The following is a 16,323-nucleotide window of genomic DNA, read 5'->3' as shown; positions in this document are numbered from 1 at the left end:
CCGCCATGGCGCCACGGCTGCAGCTTTCCGGTATCACGAAGCGCTTTCCGGGCGTCGTCGCCAACGAGGCGGTGTCGTTCTCCGTGGCGCCCGGAGAGATTCACGCCCTCCTGGGTGAGAACGGCGCCGGCAAGTCGACCCTCGTCAAGATCATCTACGGCGTGCAGAAGGCCGACGAGGGCGAGATCGCCTTCGACGGCCGCGTGGTGTCCATCGACTCGCCGCGCGAGGCGCGGGCCCTCGGCATCGGCATGGTGTTCCAGCATTTCTCGCTGTTCGAGGCGATGACGGTGCTGGAGAACATCGCGCTGGGCATGGACAATCCGCCGCCGCGCCGCGAGCTGGAAGCCGCGGTCCGCGACGTCCTCGAGACCTACAAGCTCACCCTCGACCCGCACCGCTACGTCCACACCCTGTCGGTGGGCGAGCGCCAGCGCATCGAGATCGTGCGGGCGCTGCTGCAGCGCCCGAAGCTGCTGATCATGGATGAGCCGACCTCGGTGCTCACGCCCCAGGAGGTGGAGCAGCTCTTCGACACGCTGCGGCGCCTTGCCTCCGAGGGCTGCTCGATCCTCTACATTTCCCACAAGCTGCACGAGATCAAGGAACTCTGCGAGTCGGCGACCATCCTGCGCGGCGGCAAGGTGGTGGCGACCTGCGATCCGCGGGCGGAATCGGCGCGCTCCATGGCCGAGCTGATGATCGGCGGCAGCCTGAAGGATCTGGCGCCGCGCGAGGGCGAATGCTCCGGCGCCAACCGGCTGGTGGTCGAGGCGCTGTCGATGGCCGGCGAGCCGCCCTTCGGCACCAGCCTTGCGGATGTCTCCTTCGCGGTGCGGGCCGGCGAGATCTTCGGCATCGCCGGTGTCGCGGGCAACGGCCAGAACGAGCTTCTCTCGGCGCTGTCGGGCGAACGCGCCGACTATGAGGGTGGCGCGATCACCCTCGACGATACGCCGATCACCCGCCTCTCGGTGACCGGGCGCCGTGTCGCCGGGCTGGCAACCCTGCCGGAGGAGCGCAACGGCCACGCCGCCGTGCCGGGACTTTCGCTCGCCGAGAACGCCATCCTGTCGGCGCGCCGGCGCAAGGGGCTGGTGTCGGGTGGCATCATCCGCGCCGGGGCAGCGCGCCGCTTTGCCGCTGCGGTCATCGACGCCTTTTCGGTGAAGGCCACCGGGCCGGCGGCCTCGGCCGCCAGCCTGTCCGGCGGCAATCTGCAGAAATTCGTCATGGGCCGGGAGATCATGCAGGAGCCGGCGGTGCTGGTCGTCTCGCAGCCGACCTGGGGCGTCGACGCGGGCGCGGCCTCCTTCATCCGCCAGGCCATGGTCGATCTCGCCGGCAAGGGCACGGCGATCGTCGTGGTCAGTCAGGACCTCGACGAGCTTCTGGAATTTTGCGACCGCATGGCGGTCATCAATGGGGGACATCTGTCGGATGCGATGGAGGTGAAGGGCATTTCGGTCGAACGGGTCGGGCTGCTGATGGGCGGTGTCCATGGCGAGGCCGATCAGCCGCCGGTCGGTGCGGAGCGGGCCGCCTGATGGCCTTCGTCCTCGAACCGCGGCGCGAGCCGAGCCGGGCCATGATGCTGGCCGCCCCGGTGATCGCCGTCGGCCTCACCCTTGTCGTCGGTGCGCTGCTGTTCACGCTGCTCGGCCACAACGGCGCGCTGGCGGTCTACGAGATCTTCGTGCGACCGCTGTTCAATCCCTATCGCTGGCAGGATCTGTTGGTGAAGGCCGCGCCGCTGGCGATCATCGCCACGGGCCTCGCCATCGGCTTTCGCGCCAATGTCTGGAACATCGGCGCCGAGGGGCAGTACATTCTGGGCGGCCTCGCCGGCACCGGCATCGCGCTCGCCACGCTCGATCTCAACGGCGGCTGGGTCCTGCCGCTGATGGTCGTCGCCGGCATCCTCGGCGGCATGGCCTGGGCGGCGGTGCCGGCTTTTCTCAAGACGCGGATGAACGTCAACGAGATCCTGTCGAGCCTGATGCTCAATTACGTGGCGATCCAGCTCCTGTATTATCTGATGCGCGGGCCGTGGAAGGACCCGATGGGCTTCAACTTCCCGCAGACGGCGATGTTCTCGGCGGCGCAGACGCTGCCCGTCGCCGTGCCGGGCACGCTGATCCATCTCGGCATTCCGATCGCCGCGGCGCTGGCGCTGACCGCCTGGTTCCTGATCGCCCGCTCGATCACCGGCTTCCAGATCCGCGTCGTGGGCCTCGCCCCGCGCGCGGCGCGCTATGGCGGCTTCCGGCAATCCTCCACCGTCTGGCTGGCACTGATGGTCGGCGGCGGCATGGCCGGGCTTGCCGGCATCCTCGAGGCCAGCGGTCCCTTCGGCCAGATGGTCCCGCAGTTTCCTACCGGCTACGGCTACACGGCGATCATCGTTGCCTTTCTCGGCCGGCTCAATCCGCTCGGCATCCTGCTCGCGGCGCTGGTGCTGGCGCTGACCTATGTCGGCGGCGAAAGCGCCCAGACGGCGCTCGGACTGCCGTCGGCGGCCGCCGGGGTCTTCCAGGCGATGATGCTGTTCTTCCTGCTGGCGACGGACATTCTGGTGCGCTACCGGCTGGCGTGGCGTCGGCCGGCCGCCGGGCATCCGTTGCCGGCGGCAGGGCAGGGCGCAACCAAGACCCGCGCGGAGGCCGCGACCGCATGACCCTTGCGCTGTTCATCACCATCCTGATGACGGTCGCCGCCGCCGCGACCCCGCTGTTGATCGCGGCGCTCGGCGAACTCGTCGTCGAGAAATCCGGCGTCCTCAATCTCGGCGTCGAGGGCATGATGCTGATCGGCGCGGTCACCGGCTTTGCGGTTGCGTCGGTCACCGGCGTGCCGGCGGTGGGCGCGATCGCCGCCATGGGCGCAGGCGCGCTCGCGGCGTTGATCTTCGCCGTCCTGACCCTGAGCCTGATGGCCAACCAGGTCGCGACGGGACTGGCCCTGACGATCTTCGGCACCGGCGTCTCGGCGCTGCTCGGCGCACCCTATGTCGGCATCACCACGACGCCGCTCGGCCCGGTCTTTCCGGACGCGCTGTCGGCGGACCCGATCTGGCGGATCCTCTTCGGCCATTCGCCGCTGGTCTATGCCGGGCTTCTCCTGACGCTCGGCGTGTGGTGGTTTCTCAAGCACAGCCGGCCGGGGCTGATCCTGCGCGCCGTCGGCGAGAGCGACAGCGCCGCCCATTCGATCGGCTATCCGGTGCTGAAGATCCGCTATCTGGCGGTGCTGTTCGGCGGCGCCATGGCCGGTCTCGGCGGCTGCTATTATTCGCTGGTGCTGACGCCGATGTGGGCCGAGCGGCTGACCGCCGGCCGCGGCTGGATCGCCATCGCGCTGGTGGTCTTCGCCTCCTGGCGACCGGGCCGGGTGCTCGCCGGGGCGTATCTCTTCGGCGCGGTGATCACGCTGGAGCTGCAGGCCAAGGCGGCCGGGCTCAATTTCTTCGCGCCCGAGCTTCTGGCGAGCCTTCCCTATCTGGCGACGGTGCTCGTCCTGGCGATCATTTCCGCCGGCCGGCGCGGGGCCGGTACGGCGGCGCCCGCCTGTCTCGGCCAACCCTTCAGGGCCAGTGCCTGAACCCGTCCACGAACACGAAAAGGAGTCCCAGATGTTCGACACCACCAGACGCCGACTGATGGCCGGAGCCGTCGGGCTCGCCGCCGCCGCATCCTTCGCCCTGCCGGCCTTCGCGCAGGACGGCAAGGACACCGTCAAGGCCGCCTTCGTCTATGTCGGTCCGATCGGCGATTTCGGCTGGACCTACGCCCACGACCAGGGCCGCAAATATCTCGAGGAGAAGCTCGGCGACAAGGTCGAGACCTCCTATGTCGAGAACGTCGCCGAGGGGCCGGACGCAGAGCGCGTCATCCGCCAGCTCGCCCAGGAAGGCAACGACATCATCTTCACGACGTCGTTCGGCTTCATGAACCCGACCATCAAGGTGGCCAAGCAGTTCCCGGACGTGAAGTTCGAGCACGCGACCGGCTACCAGACCGGCTCGGACAACATGGGCCTGTACAATTCGCGCTTCTATCAGGGCCGCGCCGTGCTCGGCACGATCGCCGGCATGATGTCGGAGACGGGCAAGGCCGGCTACATCGCCTCCTTCCCGATCCCCGAGGTGGTGATGGGCATCAACGCCTTCACCCTGGCGGCCCGCAAGGTCAATCCGGAGTTCACCACCCAGGTCGTCTGGGTCTCGTCCTGGTACGACCCGGCCAAGGAAGCCGACGCCGCCAAGGCGCTGCTGAGCCAGGGTGCCGACGTCATCACCCAGCACACCGACTCGCCGGCTCCGCTGCAGGCGGCCGAAGAGGCCGGCGCCATCGCTTTCGGCCAGGCCTGGGACATGACCAGCTTCGCGCCGAACGCCCACATGACGGCGATCGTCGACCAGTGGGGTCCCTATTACGTCAAGCGGGTCGAGGCGCTGCTGGACGGCACCTGGGAAGCCGACAATGTCTGGCTCGGCATGGCCGAGGGCGAGGTCGAGATGGGCCCGTTCAACGACAAGATGCCCGATGACGTGAAGGCCGCCGCCCAGAAGATCGTCGACGAGACCAAGGCCGGCAATTACGAGATCTTCACCGGACCGATCAAGGATCAGGCCGGCGAGGAGCGCGCTGCCGAGGGTGAGGTCATCCCCGACGGCGACCTCCTCAAGATGGATTGGTATGTCGAGGGCGTGCAGAACTGATCACGCCTTGAGTTGCGGAGCGGTCCCGTCGCGGACCGTTCCGGCCAGCCTGTCGGCGGCGGAGCGTCCCTGTGGACCTTTCGCCGCCGTTTTCACGTAAGGGACGTTTCGCCGATGTGGACCTATTTTGCCGAATGGCTGGGCTTCGCCGTGCGTTGGGTGCATGTGATCACCGCCATCGCGTGGATCGGCTCGTCCTTCTATTTCATCGCCCTCGATCTCGGCCTCAGGCGCTCGCGTGAGCTGCCGGAAGGCGTCGGCGGCGAGGCCTGGCAGGTGCATGGCGGCGGCTTCTACCATGTGCAGAAATACATGGTCGCGCCGGGCCACATGCCCGAGGACCTCACCTGGTTCAAATGGGAGAGCTACGCCACCTGGCTGTCCGGGGCGGCGCTCCTGTTCCTGGTCTATTACGTCGGGGCCGAGCTCTATCTGATCGACCCGAGCCGCGCCGACCTGCCGGTCTGGGGCGCGACGGCCATCGGTATCGGCGGACTGGCGCTTGGCTGGCTGGTCTACGACGGGCTCTGCAAGTCGCCGTTGAAGAACAACGACACGGCGCTGCTGGCCGCGCTCTTCGTCTATGTGGTGCTGGCGAGCTATCTTTTCGCGCAGGTGTTTTCCGGCCGCGGCGCCATGCTCCACACCGGCGCGATGATCGCGACGATCATGACTGCCAACGTCTTCCTGACCATCATCCCGAACCAGACCATCGTCGTCGCCGACCTCAAGGCCGGCCGCACGCCGGAGGCGCGGCTCGGCAAGGAGGCCAAGCAGCGCTCGCTGCACAACAACTACCTGACCCTGCCGGTCATCTTCCTGATGCTGTCCAACCACTACCCGCTGGCCTTCGCCACCGAATGGAACTGGGCGATCGCCGGGCTGGTGCTCCTCATCGGTGCGGTGATCCGGCATTTCTTCAACACCATGCATGCGACCGGCCGGCAGCTCTGGTGGTGCTGGGCCGTCGCCGGCATGCTGTTTGCCGCCGTCATCACCCTGTCCGGCGCGCCCGGCTGGAGCAACGAACCCGCCGCTGCCGCCGAGGAGGGCGCCGGCCGCCGCTGGGACGGCGACCCGCAGCTGGCGCTCGCAGCCTCGCCCCATTTCGAGGACGCGCAGGCCATCGTCATGGCGCGCTGCTCCATGTGCCATGCCGACGAACCGCTCTGGCCCGGCATCGGCCAGGCGCCCGGCAACGTGCGGCTGGAGACGCCCGACGAGATCATCCACTTCGCGCCGCTGATCGAGCGGCAGGCGGTGCGCAGCCATGCCATGCCGCCCGGCAACGTCACCGGCATTGAGCCGGCCGAGCGCGAGACGCTGGCGGCCTGGATCGCCTCGGGTTCCGGCCTCTACGTGGCAGGAGCCCCGCGGTGAAGCGCCCCGGTGGCGGCACCGCGCTCCGGGCGCGGCTTCTGTGGTTCGACGCCGATCCGGCCGAGGAGGGCGAGGCGCGTGCCGTGCGCTATGTCGCGGACGGCATCGTCGTCGTCGAGAACGGCGTCATTCGCGAAGTGGGCGAGGCGGCGGAGATCCTGCGCCGGCTGTCGCCCGACACGACCCTCGTCGACCACCGTCCGCATCTGCTGATGCCGGGCTTCAGCGACCCGCATCTGCACATGCCCCAGACCCAGGTCATCGCCTCCTATGGCACCGAGCTGATGGAATGGCTGGCAAAGTACACCTTTCCGGAGGAAAGCCGCTACGGCGATCCGGCCGTCGCCGAGGCCGCCTCGCGCTTCCTCCTCGACGAGTTGCTGGCCAACGGCACCACCACCGCCGGGGTCTATTGCACCAGCCATCCGCAAAGCGTCGATGCCTTCTTCGCCGAGGCCGGACGGCGCGGCATGCGCATGGTCGCCGGCAAGGTGATGATGGACCGCAACGCCCCCGCGGCGCTGCTCGACACGGCCGAGACCGGCTACCAGCAGTCCAAGGCGCTGATCGAGCGCTGGCATGGCAAGGGCCGGCTCGACTACGCCATCACGCCGCGCTTCGCGCCGACCTCCACGGAGGCGCAGCTGGAAGCCTGCGAGACGCTGGCGGCCGAGTATCCCGAACTGCACATCCAGACGCATCTGTCCGAGAACGCTGCCGAGATCGCCTTCGTGCGCGAGGCGTTTGCCTGGTCGAAGGACTATACCGAGGTCTACGAGCGCTACGGCCTCGTGCGGCCGAAGGCGATGTTCGGCCATTGCATTCATCTGTCCGAGCGCGAACGCGGCGCGCTGGCGGCGGGCGGGGCGACGGCGGTGTTCTGCCCGACCTCGAACCTGTTCCTCGGCTCCGGCCTGTTCGATCTCGCCGGCATGCGCGAGGCCGGCATCCTCGCCGGCATCGCGACCGATATCGGCGGCGGCACCAGCTATTCCATGCTGCGGACCGCGTCCGAAGGCTACAAGGTGCTCGCCCTTGCCGGCCAGCGGCTGCCGGCCTTCGACGCTTTCCACATGCTGACCGCCGGCAATGCGGCCGCCATGGGCCTCGACAATCGCATCGGCCGGATCGCGCCGGGCATGGAGGCCGATTTCGTCGTTCTCGACAGCCACGCGACCGCGGCCATGCGGCGGCGCATGGAGCGGGTCGAGACGCTGGAGGAGGAGCTCTTCGCACTGATCGTGCTCGGCGACGACCGGGCGACGGTGGCGACCTATGTCGAGGGTCGCCGCGCCTATGATCGCGGGTCGCCCGCACGCGCGCTGCCGCCGCGCGCCGATCCGGCGCCGATGTCCGCAACCGGCAGCCAGGGCGAGGCACCGCAGTGAGCGCATGGTTCGGGGACCGCGCAACCGGCTGAAATCGCTGGCAGCACCATAAAAGTCGCTGCAATGCCGCGACATGACGCCATTGCCGTCTATCTCTTCTGCCAGACCATGCCGCCCGGGCGGCGCTGGAGAAGGAACATCGGATGCGACTGGTACGATACGGCGAGGCCGGCAACGAGAAGCCGGGACTGATCGACGACGATCACGTGCTGCGGGATCTGTCGGAGGATGTCGGCGACATCGCCGGCGAGTTCCTCGGCCGGGCCCAGATGGAGCGGATCCGGGCGATCGACCCCAAGAGCCTCGCCAAGGCCGACCCGTCGCACCGCATCGGCTCGCCCGTCGGCCGGGTGGGCAATTTCATCGCGGTCGGGCTCAACTACAGCGACCACGCCAGGGAGACCGGCGCCGACATTCCGAAGGAACCGATCCTCTTCAACAAGGCACCCTCCTGCATCGTCGGTCCCCATGACGACGTCGTGGTGCCGCGCGGCTCCGACAAGCTCGACTGGGAGGTCGAGATCGCCATCGTGATCGGCGACGAGGCGAGCTACGTCTCGGAAGCCGATGCGATGGATCACGTCGCCGGCTTCTGCCTCTGCCACGACGTTTCCGAGCGCAGTTTCCAGATCGAGCGCGGCGGCCAGTGGATGAAGGGCAAGAGCGCCCCGACCTTCGGCCCGCTCGGCCCCTGGCTGGTGACGCCCGACACGCTGGGCGACCCGCAGGCCGTCGATCTCTGGCTCGACGTCAATGGCGAGCGCATGCAGACCGGCTCCACCGCGACGATGATCTTCGGGGTCCGCACCCTGGTCTCCTACATCTCGCAGTTCATGCGGCTGATGCCCGGCGACGTCATCACCACCGGCACGCCGCCCGGTGTCGGCATGGGAATGAAACCGCCGGTCTTCCTGAAGCCGGGCGATATCGTCACCTTGGGCGGCACCCATCTGGGCGAGCAGCGCCAGACCATCCGCGCCGCCACCGCCTGACCGGGCCGTCCCGCCTGCAACGGATGCGGGGCGGGACGGAACATTGCGCCTGCGGGCGGCTTTCTTCTTCGACGGCGGCGATGCCCGGTCGCTTTGCCGTCACCGCGAAAGGAACCGCGGGAGAGGGGATCGATACCGCACCGGGCGCGTTTGTCGACTTCGATGCCGCCCTGACGTTCCGGGGAACGGCTTTCCGATCTGGGGAAGGATTTTCATGGCCAAGGCAGTCCAGCCCGCGCGCGCATCCCGTACGTCCCGCAAGGCGCCGGAGGCTTCGACCGGCGAGGCGGCTCTCCTGGCGCTCGCGCAGAACCGCATCGCGATCGAGACGGTCACGCCGGAAATCGATGGCGGGCGTTTCGCGGTGAAGCGGCTGGAAGGCGAACCGCTGGTCGTCGAGGCCGACGTCTTTTCCGATGGCCATGACAAGATCGCAGCCGCCGTCATCTACGGGCCGGCCGATGCCGAGGACTGGGACGAGACCCCGCTGATCTTCGTCGAGAACGATCGCTGGTCGGCCGAGATCGTCTTCGAGAAGCCGGGTCCGTATCGTTTCTCGGTCATTGCCTGGCGCGATCTGCACGCGACGTGGCGCGACGAGGCGAAGAAGAAGCGCGATGCCGGCAAGCTGACCGATCTGGAACTGACCGAGGGGCGCGAACTGGTTCGCGCAGCCCGCGAATCCGGCCGGGGCACTACGGCGCAGCAGGACGGGATTTTGCGGCTGCACGAGAAGCTGGAAGCGTTGCAAGCCAAAGGTGACGCGGACGGCCAGTATCATCTGCTGCAAGACCCCGAGACGATCGCCCTGCTGGCCGTTGCCGGCCAGCGGACCAACCTCTCGCGCTATCCGGGCAATGTCCCGGTCTGGGTGGATCGCACGGCGGCGGGCTTTTCCGCCTGGTACGAGCTGTTCCCACGCTCCCAGTCCGGCGATGTCGATCGCCACGGGACCTTCGACGACGTCATCGACCGCCTGCCCGACATCCAGGAGATGGGCTTCGACGTCCTCTATTTCCCGCCGATCCATCCCATCGGCACCGCCAACCGCAAGGGGCGCAACAACACCCTGACGCCCAGCCCCACCGATCCCGGCAGCCCTTATGCCATCGGTTCGCCCGAGGGCGGCCACGACGCCATCCACCCGGAGCTCGGCAATTTCGAGGATTTCGCCCGGCTGGTCTCGCGGGCGCGCGACCACAGGCTCGAAGTCGCGATCGACTTCGCCATCCAGTGCTCGCCCGACCATCCATGGATCAAGGAGCATCCGGAATGGTTCGACTGGCGGCCCGACGGAACCATCAAATACGCCGAGAACCCGCCGAAGAAGTACGAGGACATCGTCAACGTCCATTTCTATCGCGGCGCGCTGCCGTCGATCTGGTACGCCTTGCGCGACATCGTGCTGTTCTGGCTGGACAAGGGCGTGCGGATCTTCCGCGTCGACAATCCGCACACCAAGCCGTTCCCCTTCTGGGAGTGGATGATCGCCGAGGTACGCCGCGTCGATCCCGGCGCGATCTTCCTCGCCGAGGCCTTCACCCGGCCGAAGGTGATGAAGCGGCTTGCCAAGGTCGGCTACAACCAGTCCTATTCCTACTTCACCTGGCGCAACACCAAGGCGGAGCTGGCCGAATATCTGACCGAACTGACGCAGGACGAATGCGCCGAGTACATGCGGCCAAATTTCTTCGTCAACACGCCGGACATCAACCCGGTCTATCTGCAGGTCAGCGGCCGCCCCGGCTTCCAGACCCGGCTTGCGCTGGCGGCTTCGCTCGGCGGCAATTACGGCGTCTATTCCGGCTTCGAGCTGTGCGAATTCCTGCCCGTGCCGGGCAAGGAAGAATATCTGAACTCCGAGAAATACGAGATCCGCGCCTTCGACTGGAAGGCCGAGGGCAACATCCGCGAGGACATCGCCTTCTTCAACCGGATCCGCCGCGAGGAGCCGGCGCTGCAGGATTTCCGCAGCCTCGCCTTCTACAATTTCTGGAACGACCAGATCCTCTATTACGGCAAGCGGACGGAGGATCGTTCCTCATTCCTGCTGTTTCTCGTCAATCTCGATCCGCACTCGGCGCAGGGCGGTCACTTCGAGGTGCCGATGTGGGAGCTCGGACTGCCCGACGACGGCACGGTCCGGGTCACCGACATGGTCGACGGACGCGAGTTCGCCTGGCACGGCAAGATTCAGCACTGGTGGCTGAATCCGCAGGAGCGGCCTTACGCTGTCTTCAAGATCTCACGCTGACACCAATCTTTCGGGAAGCAGCCTCTCCATGAACGAACAAGTTTCCGTCCAGCCGACCGATCACGCCACCGGACCCGATCCGGATGCCGCGGACTGGTACAAGGACGCGATCATCTACCAACTCCACGTGAAGACCTATCTCGATTCCAACGGGGACGGGATCGGCGACTTCGCGGGGCTTCTGGAGAAGCTGGACTATATCCAGGCGCTGGGCGTGACGGCGATCTGGCTGCTGCCGTTCTATCCCTCGCCGCTGCGCGACGACGGCTACGACATCTCCGACTATCGCTCGGTCAATCCGTCCTACGGCAATATCGAGGACGTGGAGCGGCTGATCGCTGAAGCGCATCACCGCGGCATGCGGGTGATCACCGAGCTGGTGATCAACCACACCTCCGACCAGCATCCCTGGTTCCAGGCCGCCCGCAACGCGCCCAAGGGTTCGCCCGAGCGCGACTTCTATGTCTGGGCCGACGACGACAAGGGTTACGATCTCACCCGGATCATCTTCACCGACACCGAGACGTCGAACTGGACCTGGGACCCGGTCGCCAAGCAGTATTTCTGGCACCGCTTCTTCTCGCACCAGCCGGACCTGAACTTCGACAATCCGAAGGTTCTGGAGGAAGTGCTGTCGGTCATGCACTTCTGGCTGGACAAGGGCGTCGACGGGCTGCGGCTCGACGCGATCCCCTATCTGGTCGAGCGGGAAGGGACCAACAACGAGAACCTGCCGGAGACCCACGACGTCCTGAAGGCGATCCGCGCCAATCTGGATAAGCACTATCCCGACCGCATGCTCCTGGCCGAGGCCAATCAGTGGCCGGAGGACACCCGTCCCTATTTCGGCGACGGCGACGAGTGCCACATGGCGTTCCACTTCCCGCTGATGCCGCGCATGTACATGGCGGTGGCGCAGGAGGACCGGCACCCGATCACCGACATCATGCGGCAGACGCCGGAGATCCCGGCCAACTGCCAGTGGGCGATCTTCCTGCGCAACCATGACGAGCTGACGCTGGAAATGGTCACCGAGGAGGAGCGCGACTATCTCTGGTCGACCTATGCGGCCGACACCCGCGCCCGGATCAATCTCGGCATCCGCCGCCGGCTCGCCCCGCTGATGGGCAACGATCGCCGCAAGGTCGAGCTTCTCAACGCGCTGCTGATGTCGATGCCCGGCACGCCGACCGTCTATTACGGCGACGAGATCGGCATGGGCGACAATTACTATCTCGGTGATCGCGACGGCGTGCGCACGCCCATGCAGTGGTCCGCCGACCGCAATGGCGGGTTCTCCCGCTCCGATCCGCAGCGGCTCTATCTGCCGGTGATCCAGGACCCGGTCTATGGCTACCAGGCCGTCAATGTCGAGGCGCAGTCGAACAATCCGGCGTCGCAGCTCAACTGGATGCGGCGCCTGATCCAGGTCCGTCGCACCAAGGAAGCTTTCGGCCGCGGTACGGTGAAGTTCCTCTATCCGTCGAACCGCAAGATTCTCGCCTATCTGCGCGAATATGGCGACGAGCGCATCCTGTGCGTCGCCAATCTCTCGTCTTCGGCGCAGGCGGTTGAGCTGGAACTCGCCGACTTCGCCGGCGCCATGCCGGTGGAGATGCTCGGCCTGTCGACCTTCCCGCAGATTGGCACCGGCACCTACATGCTGACCCTGCCGGCCTTCGGCTTTTTCTGGTTCGACCTCGCCGCGACCGCGACGAGGGCGCCCGAGCCGACGCCGCTGCCCGCCTTCTCGACCCTCGTCGTCTCCGGCGACCTGAAGGGCACGATCAATGCGCGCAATCAGCATGAACTGGAATCGGTGCTGCCGGAATTCGTCGGCGGCCAGCGCTGGTTCGCCGCCAAGGCCGAGGGCCAGCGCAGCGTCTCGCTGGAAGTGCTTGGGCCGCCGACCCCGAACTCCCGCCGCCATCTCTTCAACGAGATCGTCGTCGAGGCCGAGGACGGCCAGCACCGCTACTTCATGCCGCTCAGCGCCAAATGGGGCGAAGAGAATCTGAGCTCGCAAGCCCCGCTGCTGCCCTACACCCTGACCAAGATCCGGCAGGGTCCGCGCATCGGTGCCGTCGTCGACGGCACGCGGGACCCGGATCTCGCCAAGCTCGTCGTCTCGCTGATCGCGGCCGGTGTCGATATCGATCTCGGCGGTGCGTCCCTGCACGTTGCCGCGTCCGAAACCGAACGCGACGGGCTGGCACGGGCCCTGCTCGTCGAGCCGGAACAGATCCATGCGATCGCCGGCGAGCAGTCGAACACCTCCGTCCTTGTCGGTGACGAGGCGATCCTGAAGTTCTACCGCCGCCTGCGCGACGGTGTTCAGCCGGAACTCGAGATCACCCGCTTCCTCACCGAGAAGACCGATTTCGAGGCCGCGCCCGCGCTGCTCGGCTCGATCGAACTGGTGCGCGAGGATGGCAGCCGCACGGCGATCGCGGCGCTGTTCGAGCAGGTCCGCAACCAGGGCGACGCCTGGACCGTCGTCACCGATGCGCTGGCGCGCTATCTGCGCGACCACGCCTATTCCAACGAGCCGGCCACGGAAGACGGTGCCGAGATCGCGCCGATGAGCGATCTCAAGCTCGCCATCCAGATCGATGTCGGCGATGTGCTGGGCACGCGGACCGGCGAGATGCACGCGGCGCTGGCGACGGTCACCGGCGATCCGGCCTTCGATCCGGAGCCGATAGACACGGCGTCGCTGGCGGAGATGCTGGCCGAAGCCAAGCGCGAGGCGACGGATGCGCTGACCGTGCTGCGCCGCATGCGCGACAATGCCGGCGACGGCATCGGTCTGGACGTCGATCGCCTGCTCGGGGCCGAGAAGGACATCCTGACCTGGTTCGACGGCTTCATGAAGCTGACGGTCAATTCGCACCGCACCCGGATCCACGGCGACTACCATCTGGGCCAGGTTCTGGTCGCCAAGAACGACGTGGCGATCCTCGACTTCGAGGGCGAGCCGGGCCGCGACCTGGAAGAGCGGCGGCGCAAATCCTCGCCGCTGCGGGACGTGGCCGGCATGATCCGTTCCTTCGACTACGCCGCCTTCTCCGCTCGCGACAAGGCGGGCCCCGCCGACGAGGGCACCGTCGAGCGGCTGCGCGAAATGGCCGAGAGCTGGCGCGACGAGGTCACCGAGACCTTCCTTGCGCGCTGGAGCGAGGCCTCCGGCATGTCGCTTGCCGACCCGGCGACCGGGCAGTTGCTGGATCTCTTCGTGCTCCAGAAGGCTTTCTATGAACTGCGCTACGAAGCGACGATGCGCCCCGCATGGCTGTCGATCCCGCTGCGGGGAATCGTGGCGCTCCTCGAGAAACGACAGGTTTTGAAATGACGCTGACGAGTTCCTCATCGCGCGGAGCGGCCGCTTCGACCGACCATCGCGCCGACGCGCATCAGATCGATGCCATCGGCCGCGGCATTCACGGCGATCCCTTCGGCGTGCTCGGACCGCGCAAGGCCGACGGCGGCACCATCGTGCGCGTCTTCCGGCCCGGTGCCGAGACGGCCGCGGTCGTGGACACGGCGGGCAAGCTCCTGGGCGAGCTGGAAGCGGGCGGTGCCGACGGCTTCCATTCGGGCTACGTGTCCGGCCTGAAACCGGACGACGCCTATCGCCTGCAGTTCACGCATGGCGGCGAACGCTGGCAGGAGGAGGACACCTATCGCTTCGGCACGGTGCTGGGCGAGCAGGACGTCTATCTGCTGGCGGAAGGCAATCACTACCGCCTCTATGAGAAGCTCGGCGCCCATCCGACAATCATGGACGGCGTCGAGGGCACGGCCTTCGCGGTGCTGGCGCCAGCCGCCCGGCGCGTGTCCGTGGTCGGCAATTTCAATTCCTGGGATGGTCGCCGCCATGTCATGCGCAAGCGCCACGAGTGCGGCGTGTGGGAATTGTTCATCCCCGCCGTCGGGCGCGGCGAGGTCTACAAATACGAGATCATCGGCGCCGACGGAAACCTTTTGCCGCTGAAGACCGATCCGGTCGGTTTCCTGCAGGAGATGGCGCCGTCGACCGGCTCCATCGTCGACGGGCTCGTCGAGCACGAATGGAAGGACGACGAATTCCAGGCCCATGCGGCCGACTGGCAGGATCGCGAGAAGCCGATCTCGATCTACGAGGTGCATCTGGGGTCGTGGCGGCGCGGTCCGGACAACGCCTATCTCGACTATGACGAACTGGCCGCCGAGCTGGTGCCCTATGTACGCGACATGGGCTTCACCCATGTCGAGTTGCTGCCGGTCTCCGAGCATCCCTTCTACGGGTCCTGGGGCTACCAGCCGATCGGCCTCTACGCGCCGACCTCGCGCTTCGGATCGCCCGCAGGCTTCGCACGCCTCGTCGATGCGCTGCATCAAGCCGGCATCGGAGTGCTCCTCGACTGGGTGCCGGGGCATTTCCCGACCGACACCCATGGCCTCGGCCAGTTCGACGGCACCGCGCTCTACGAGCATCCCGATCCGCGTCGCGGCTTCCACAAGGACTGGAACACGCTGATCTACGATTACGGCCGGCCGGAAGTGGAGAACTTCCTGGTCGCCAACGGTCTCTACTGGCTCGACCGCTTCCACATCGACGGCCTGCGCGTCGATGCGGTCGCCTCGATGCTGTATCTCGACTATTCGCGCGAGCACGGCGAATGGGAGCCCAACATCCATGGCGGGCGCGAGAATCTCGAGGCCATGGCGTTCCTGAAGGACACCAACGAGCGGGTCGGCGAGTACTATCCCAAGGCGACGACCCATGCCGAGGAATCGACCGCCTTCCCGGACGTGTCACGCCCGACCTTCGCCGGGGGCCTCGGCTTCCACTTCAAGTGGAACATGGGCTGGATGCACGACACCCTGCATTACATGCAGGAAGACCCGATCAACCGGCGCTACCACCACCACCATATGACCTTCGGCATGGTCTACGCCTATTCGGAGAACTTCGTCCTGCCGCTCAGCCATGACGAGGTGGTCTACGGAAAGGGCTCGCTGCTCGGCAAGATGCCGGGTGACGAGTGGCAGAAATTCGCCAATCTGCGCGCCTATTTCGGCTTCATGTGGACCCATCCCGGCAAGAAGCTGATCTTCATGGGCGGCGAGTTCGGCCAGGTCGGCGAGTGGAACCACGACCGCTCCCTCGACTGGCATCTCCTAGAGCAGCCCGGTCACGAGGGCATGCGGCGCCTCGTGCGCGATCTCAACACCATGTATCGCGAGATCCCGGCGCTCTACGAACTCGACTGCGATCCGGCCGGCTTCGAATGGGTCGACACGTCGAATGTCGAGCAGAGCGTCATCGCCTTCATGCGCAAGGACCGGGCCGGCAATCCGGTGCTGATCGTGTCGAACTTCACGCCGGTGCCGCGCCACGAGTACCGGATCGGAGTACCGCTGCCCGGCCGCTGGGTCGAGCGCCTGAACACCGATTCGGAGATCTACGGCGGCTCCAATGTCGGCAATATGGGCGGCAAGGACGCCGAAGAGGTGTCGGTGCACGGCCGGCCCTACTCGATCCCCCTGTCGCTGCCGCCGCTCGGCACCATCGTCCTGGTGCAGGAAGGTTGATCGGCCGGAAGG

The 16,323-nt window shown here is 66.8% G+C and carries 10 protein-coding genes; all 10 read left to right on the top strand.

From position 1 onward, the window contains the following. Nucleotides 1–5: 5 nt before the first annotated feature. The 10 genes from N7I30_RS03875 (at nt 6) to glgB (ending at nt 16,311) form a co-directional block, all read left to right on the top strand. The gene (locus tag N7I30_RS03875; RefSeq protein ID WP_498636813.1) at nt 6–1,547 is read left to right on the top strand and encodes an ABC transporter ATP-binding protein; all 1,542 of its coding nucleotides are present in this window, start codon (nt 6–8) and stop codon (nt 1,545–1,547) included. Beyond that, the gene (locus N7I30_RS03870) at nt 1,547–2,677 is read left to right on the top strand and encodes an ABC transporter permease (RefSeq protein ID WP_498636811.1); all 1,131 of its coding nucleotides are present in this window, start codon (nt 1,547–1,549) and stop codon (nt 2,675–2,677) included. Before N7I30_RS03875 ends, N7I30_RS03870 begins: the two co-directional genes overlap by 1 nt. Beyond that, the gene (locus N7I30_RS03865) at nt 2,674–3,600 is read left to right on the top strand and encodes an ABC transporter permease (RefSeq protein ID WP_498636809.1); all 927 of its coding nucleotides are present in this window, start codon (nt 2,674–2,676) and stop codon (nt 3,598–3,600) included. The genes N7I30_RS03870 and N7I30_RS03865 overlap by 4 nt, the downstream gene beginning before the upstream one ends. Nucleotides 3,601–3,631: 31 nt before the next feature. Then, nucleotides 3,632–4,720, top strand: a complete 1,089-nt coding sequence (locus N7I30_RS03860; protein WP_188075999.1) for a BMP family ABC transporter substrate-binding protein — start codon at nt 3,632–3,634, stop codon at nt 4,718–4,720. 114 nt (nt 4,721–4,834) lie between these two features. Then, nucleotides 4,835–6,100: a urate hydroxylase PuuD gene (locus N7I30_RS03855; RefSeq protein ID WP_498636807.1), complete on the top strand. Its 1,266-nt coding sequence runs from the start codon at nt 4,835–4,837 to the stop codon at nt 6,098–6,100. Then, entirely contained in the window at nt 6,097–7,488 is a 1,392-nt protein-coding gene (gene guaD / locus N7I30_RS03850; protein WP_498636805.1) for a guanine deaminase, read from the top strand. Before N7I30_RS03855 ends, guaD begins: the two co-directional genes overlap by 4 nt. Before the next feature lie 143 nt (nt 7,489–7,631). Continuing rightward, nucleotides 7,632–8,480, top strand: a complete 849-nt coding sequence (locus N7I30_RS03845; protein ID WP_498636803.1) for a fumarylacetoacetate hydrolase family protein — start codon at nt 7,632–7,634, stop codon at nt 8,478–8,480. Nucleotides 8,481–8,694: 214 nt separating this feature from the next. Next, nucleotides 8,695–10,734 (top strand): alpha-1,4-glucan--maltose-1-phosphate maltosyltransferase, encoded by a 2,040-nt coding sequence (locus tag N7I30_RS03840; protein WP_498636801.1) that lies wholly within the window; start codon nt 8,695–8,697, stop codon nt 10,732–10,734. A gap of 28 nt (nt 10,735–10,762) precedes the next feature. Next, on the top strand, nt 10,763–14,086 hold the full coding sequence (treS, locus tag N7I30_RS03835) for a maltose alpha-D-glucosyltransferase (protein ID WP_187391146.1): 3,324 nt from the start codon (nt 10,763–10,765) through the stop codon (nt 14,084–14,086). Then, entirely contained in the window at nt 14,083–16,311 is a 2,229-nt protein-coding gene (gene glgB / locus N7I30_RS03830; protein ID WP_230786274.1) for a 1,4-alpha-glucan branching protein GlgB, read from the top strand. The genes treS and glgB overlap by 4 nt, the downstream gene beginning before the upstream one ends. The last annotated feature ends 12 nt before the right edge of the window (nt 16,312–16,323 follow it).

The organism is Aurantimonas litoralis, from assembly GCF_026153195.1.
In the GTDB taxonomy this organism is placed as follows: domain Bacteria; phylum Pseudomonadota; class Alphaproteobacteria; order Rhizobiales; family Rhizobiaceae; genus Aurantimonas; species Aurantimonas coralicida.
The sequence above is the reverse complement of the archived record's forward strand: the minus strand, read 5'-3'. Positions and strand labels throughout refer to the sequence as shown.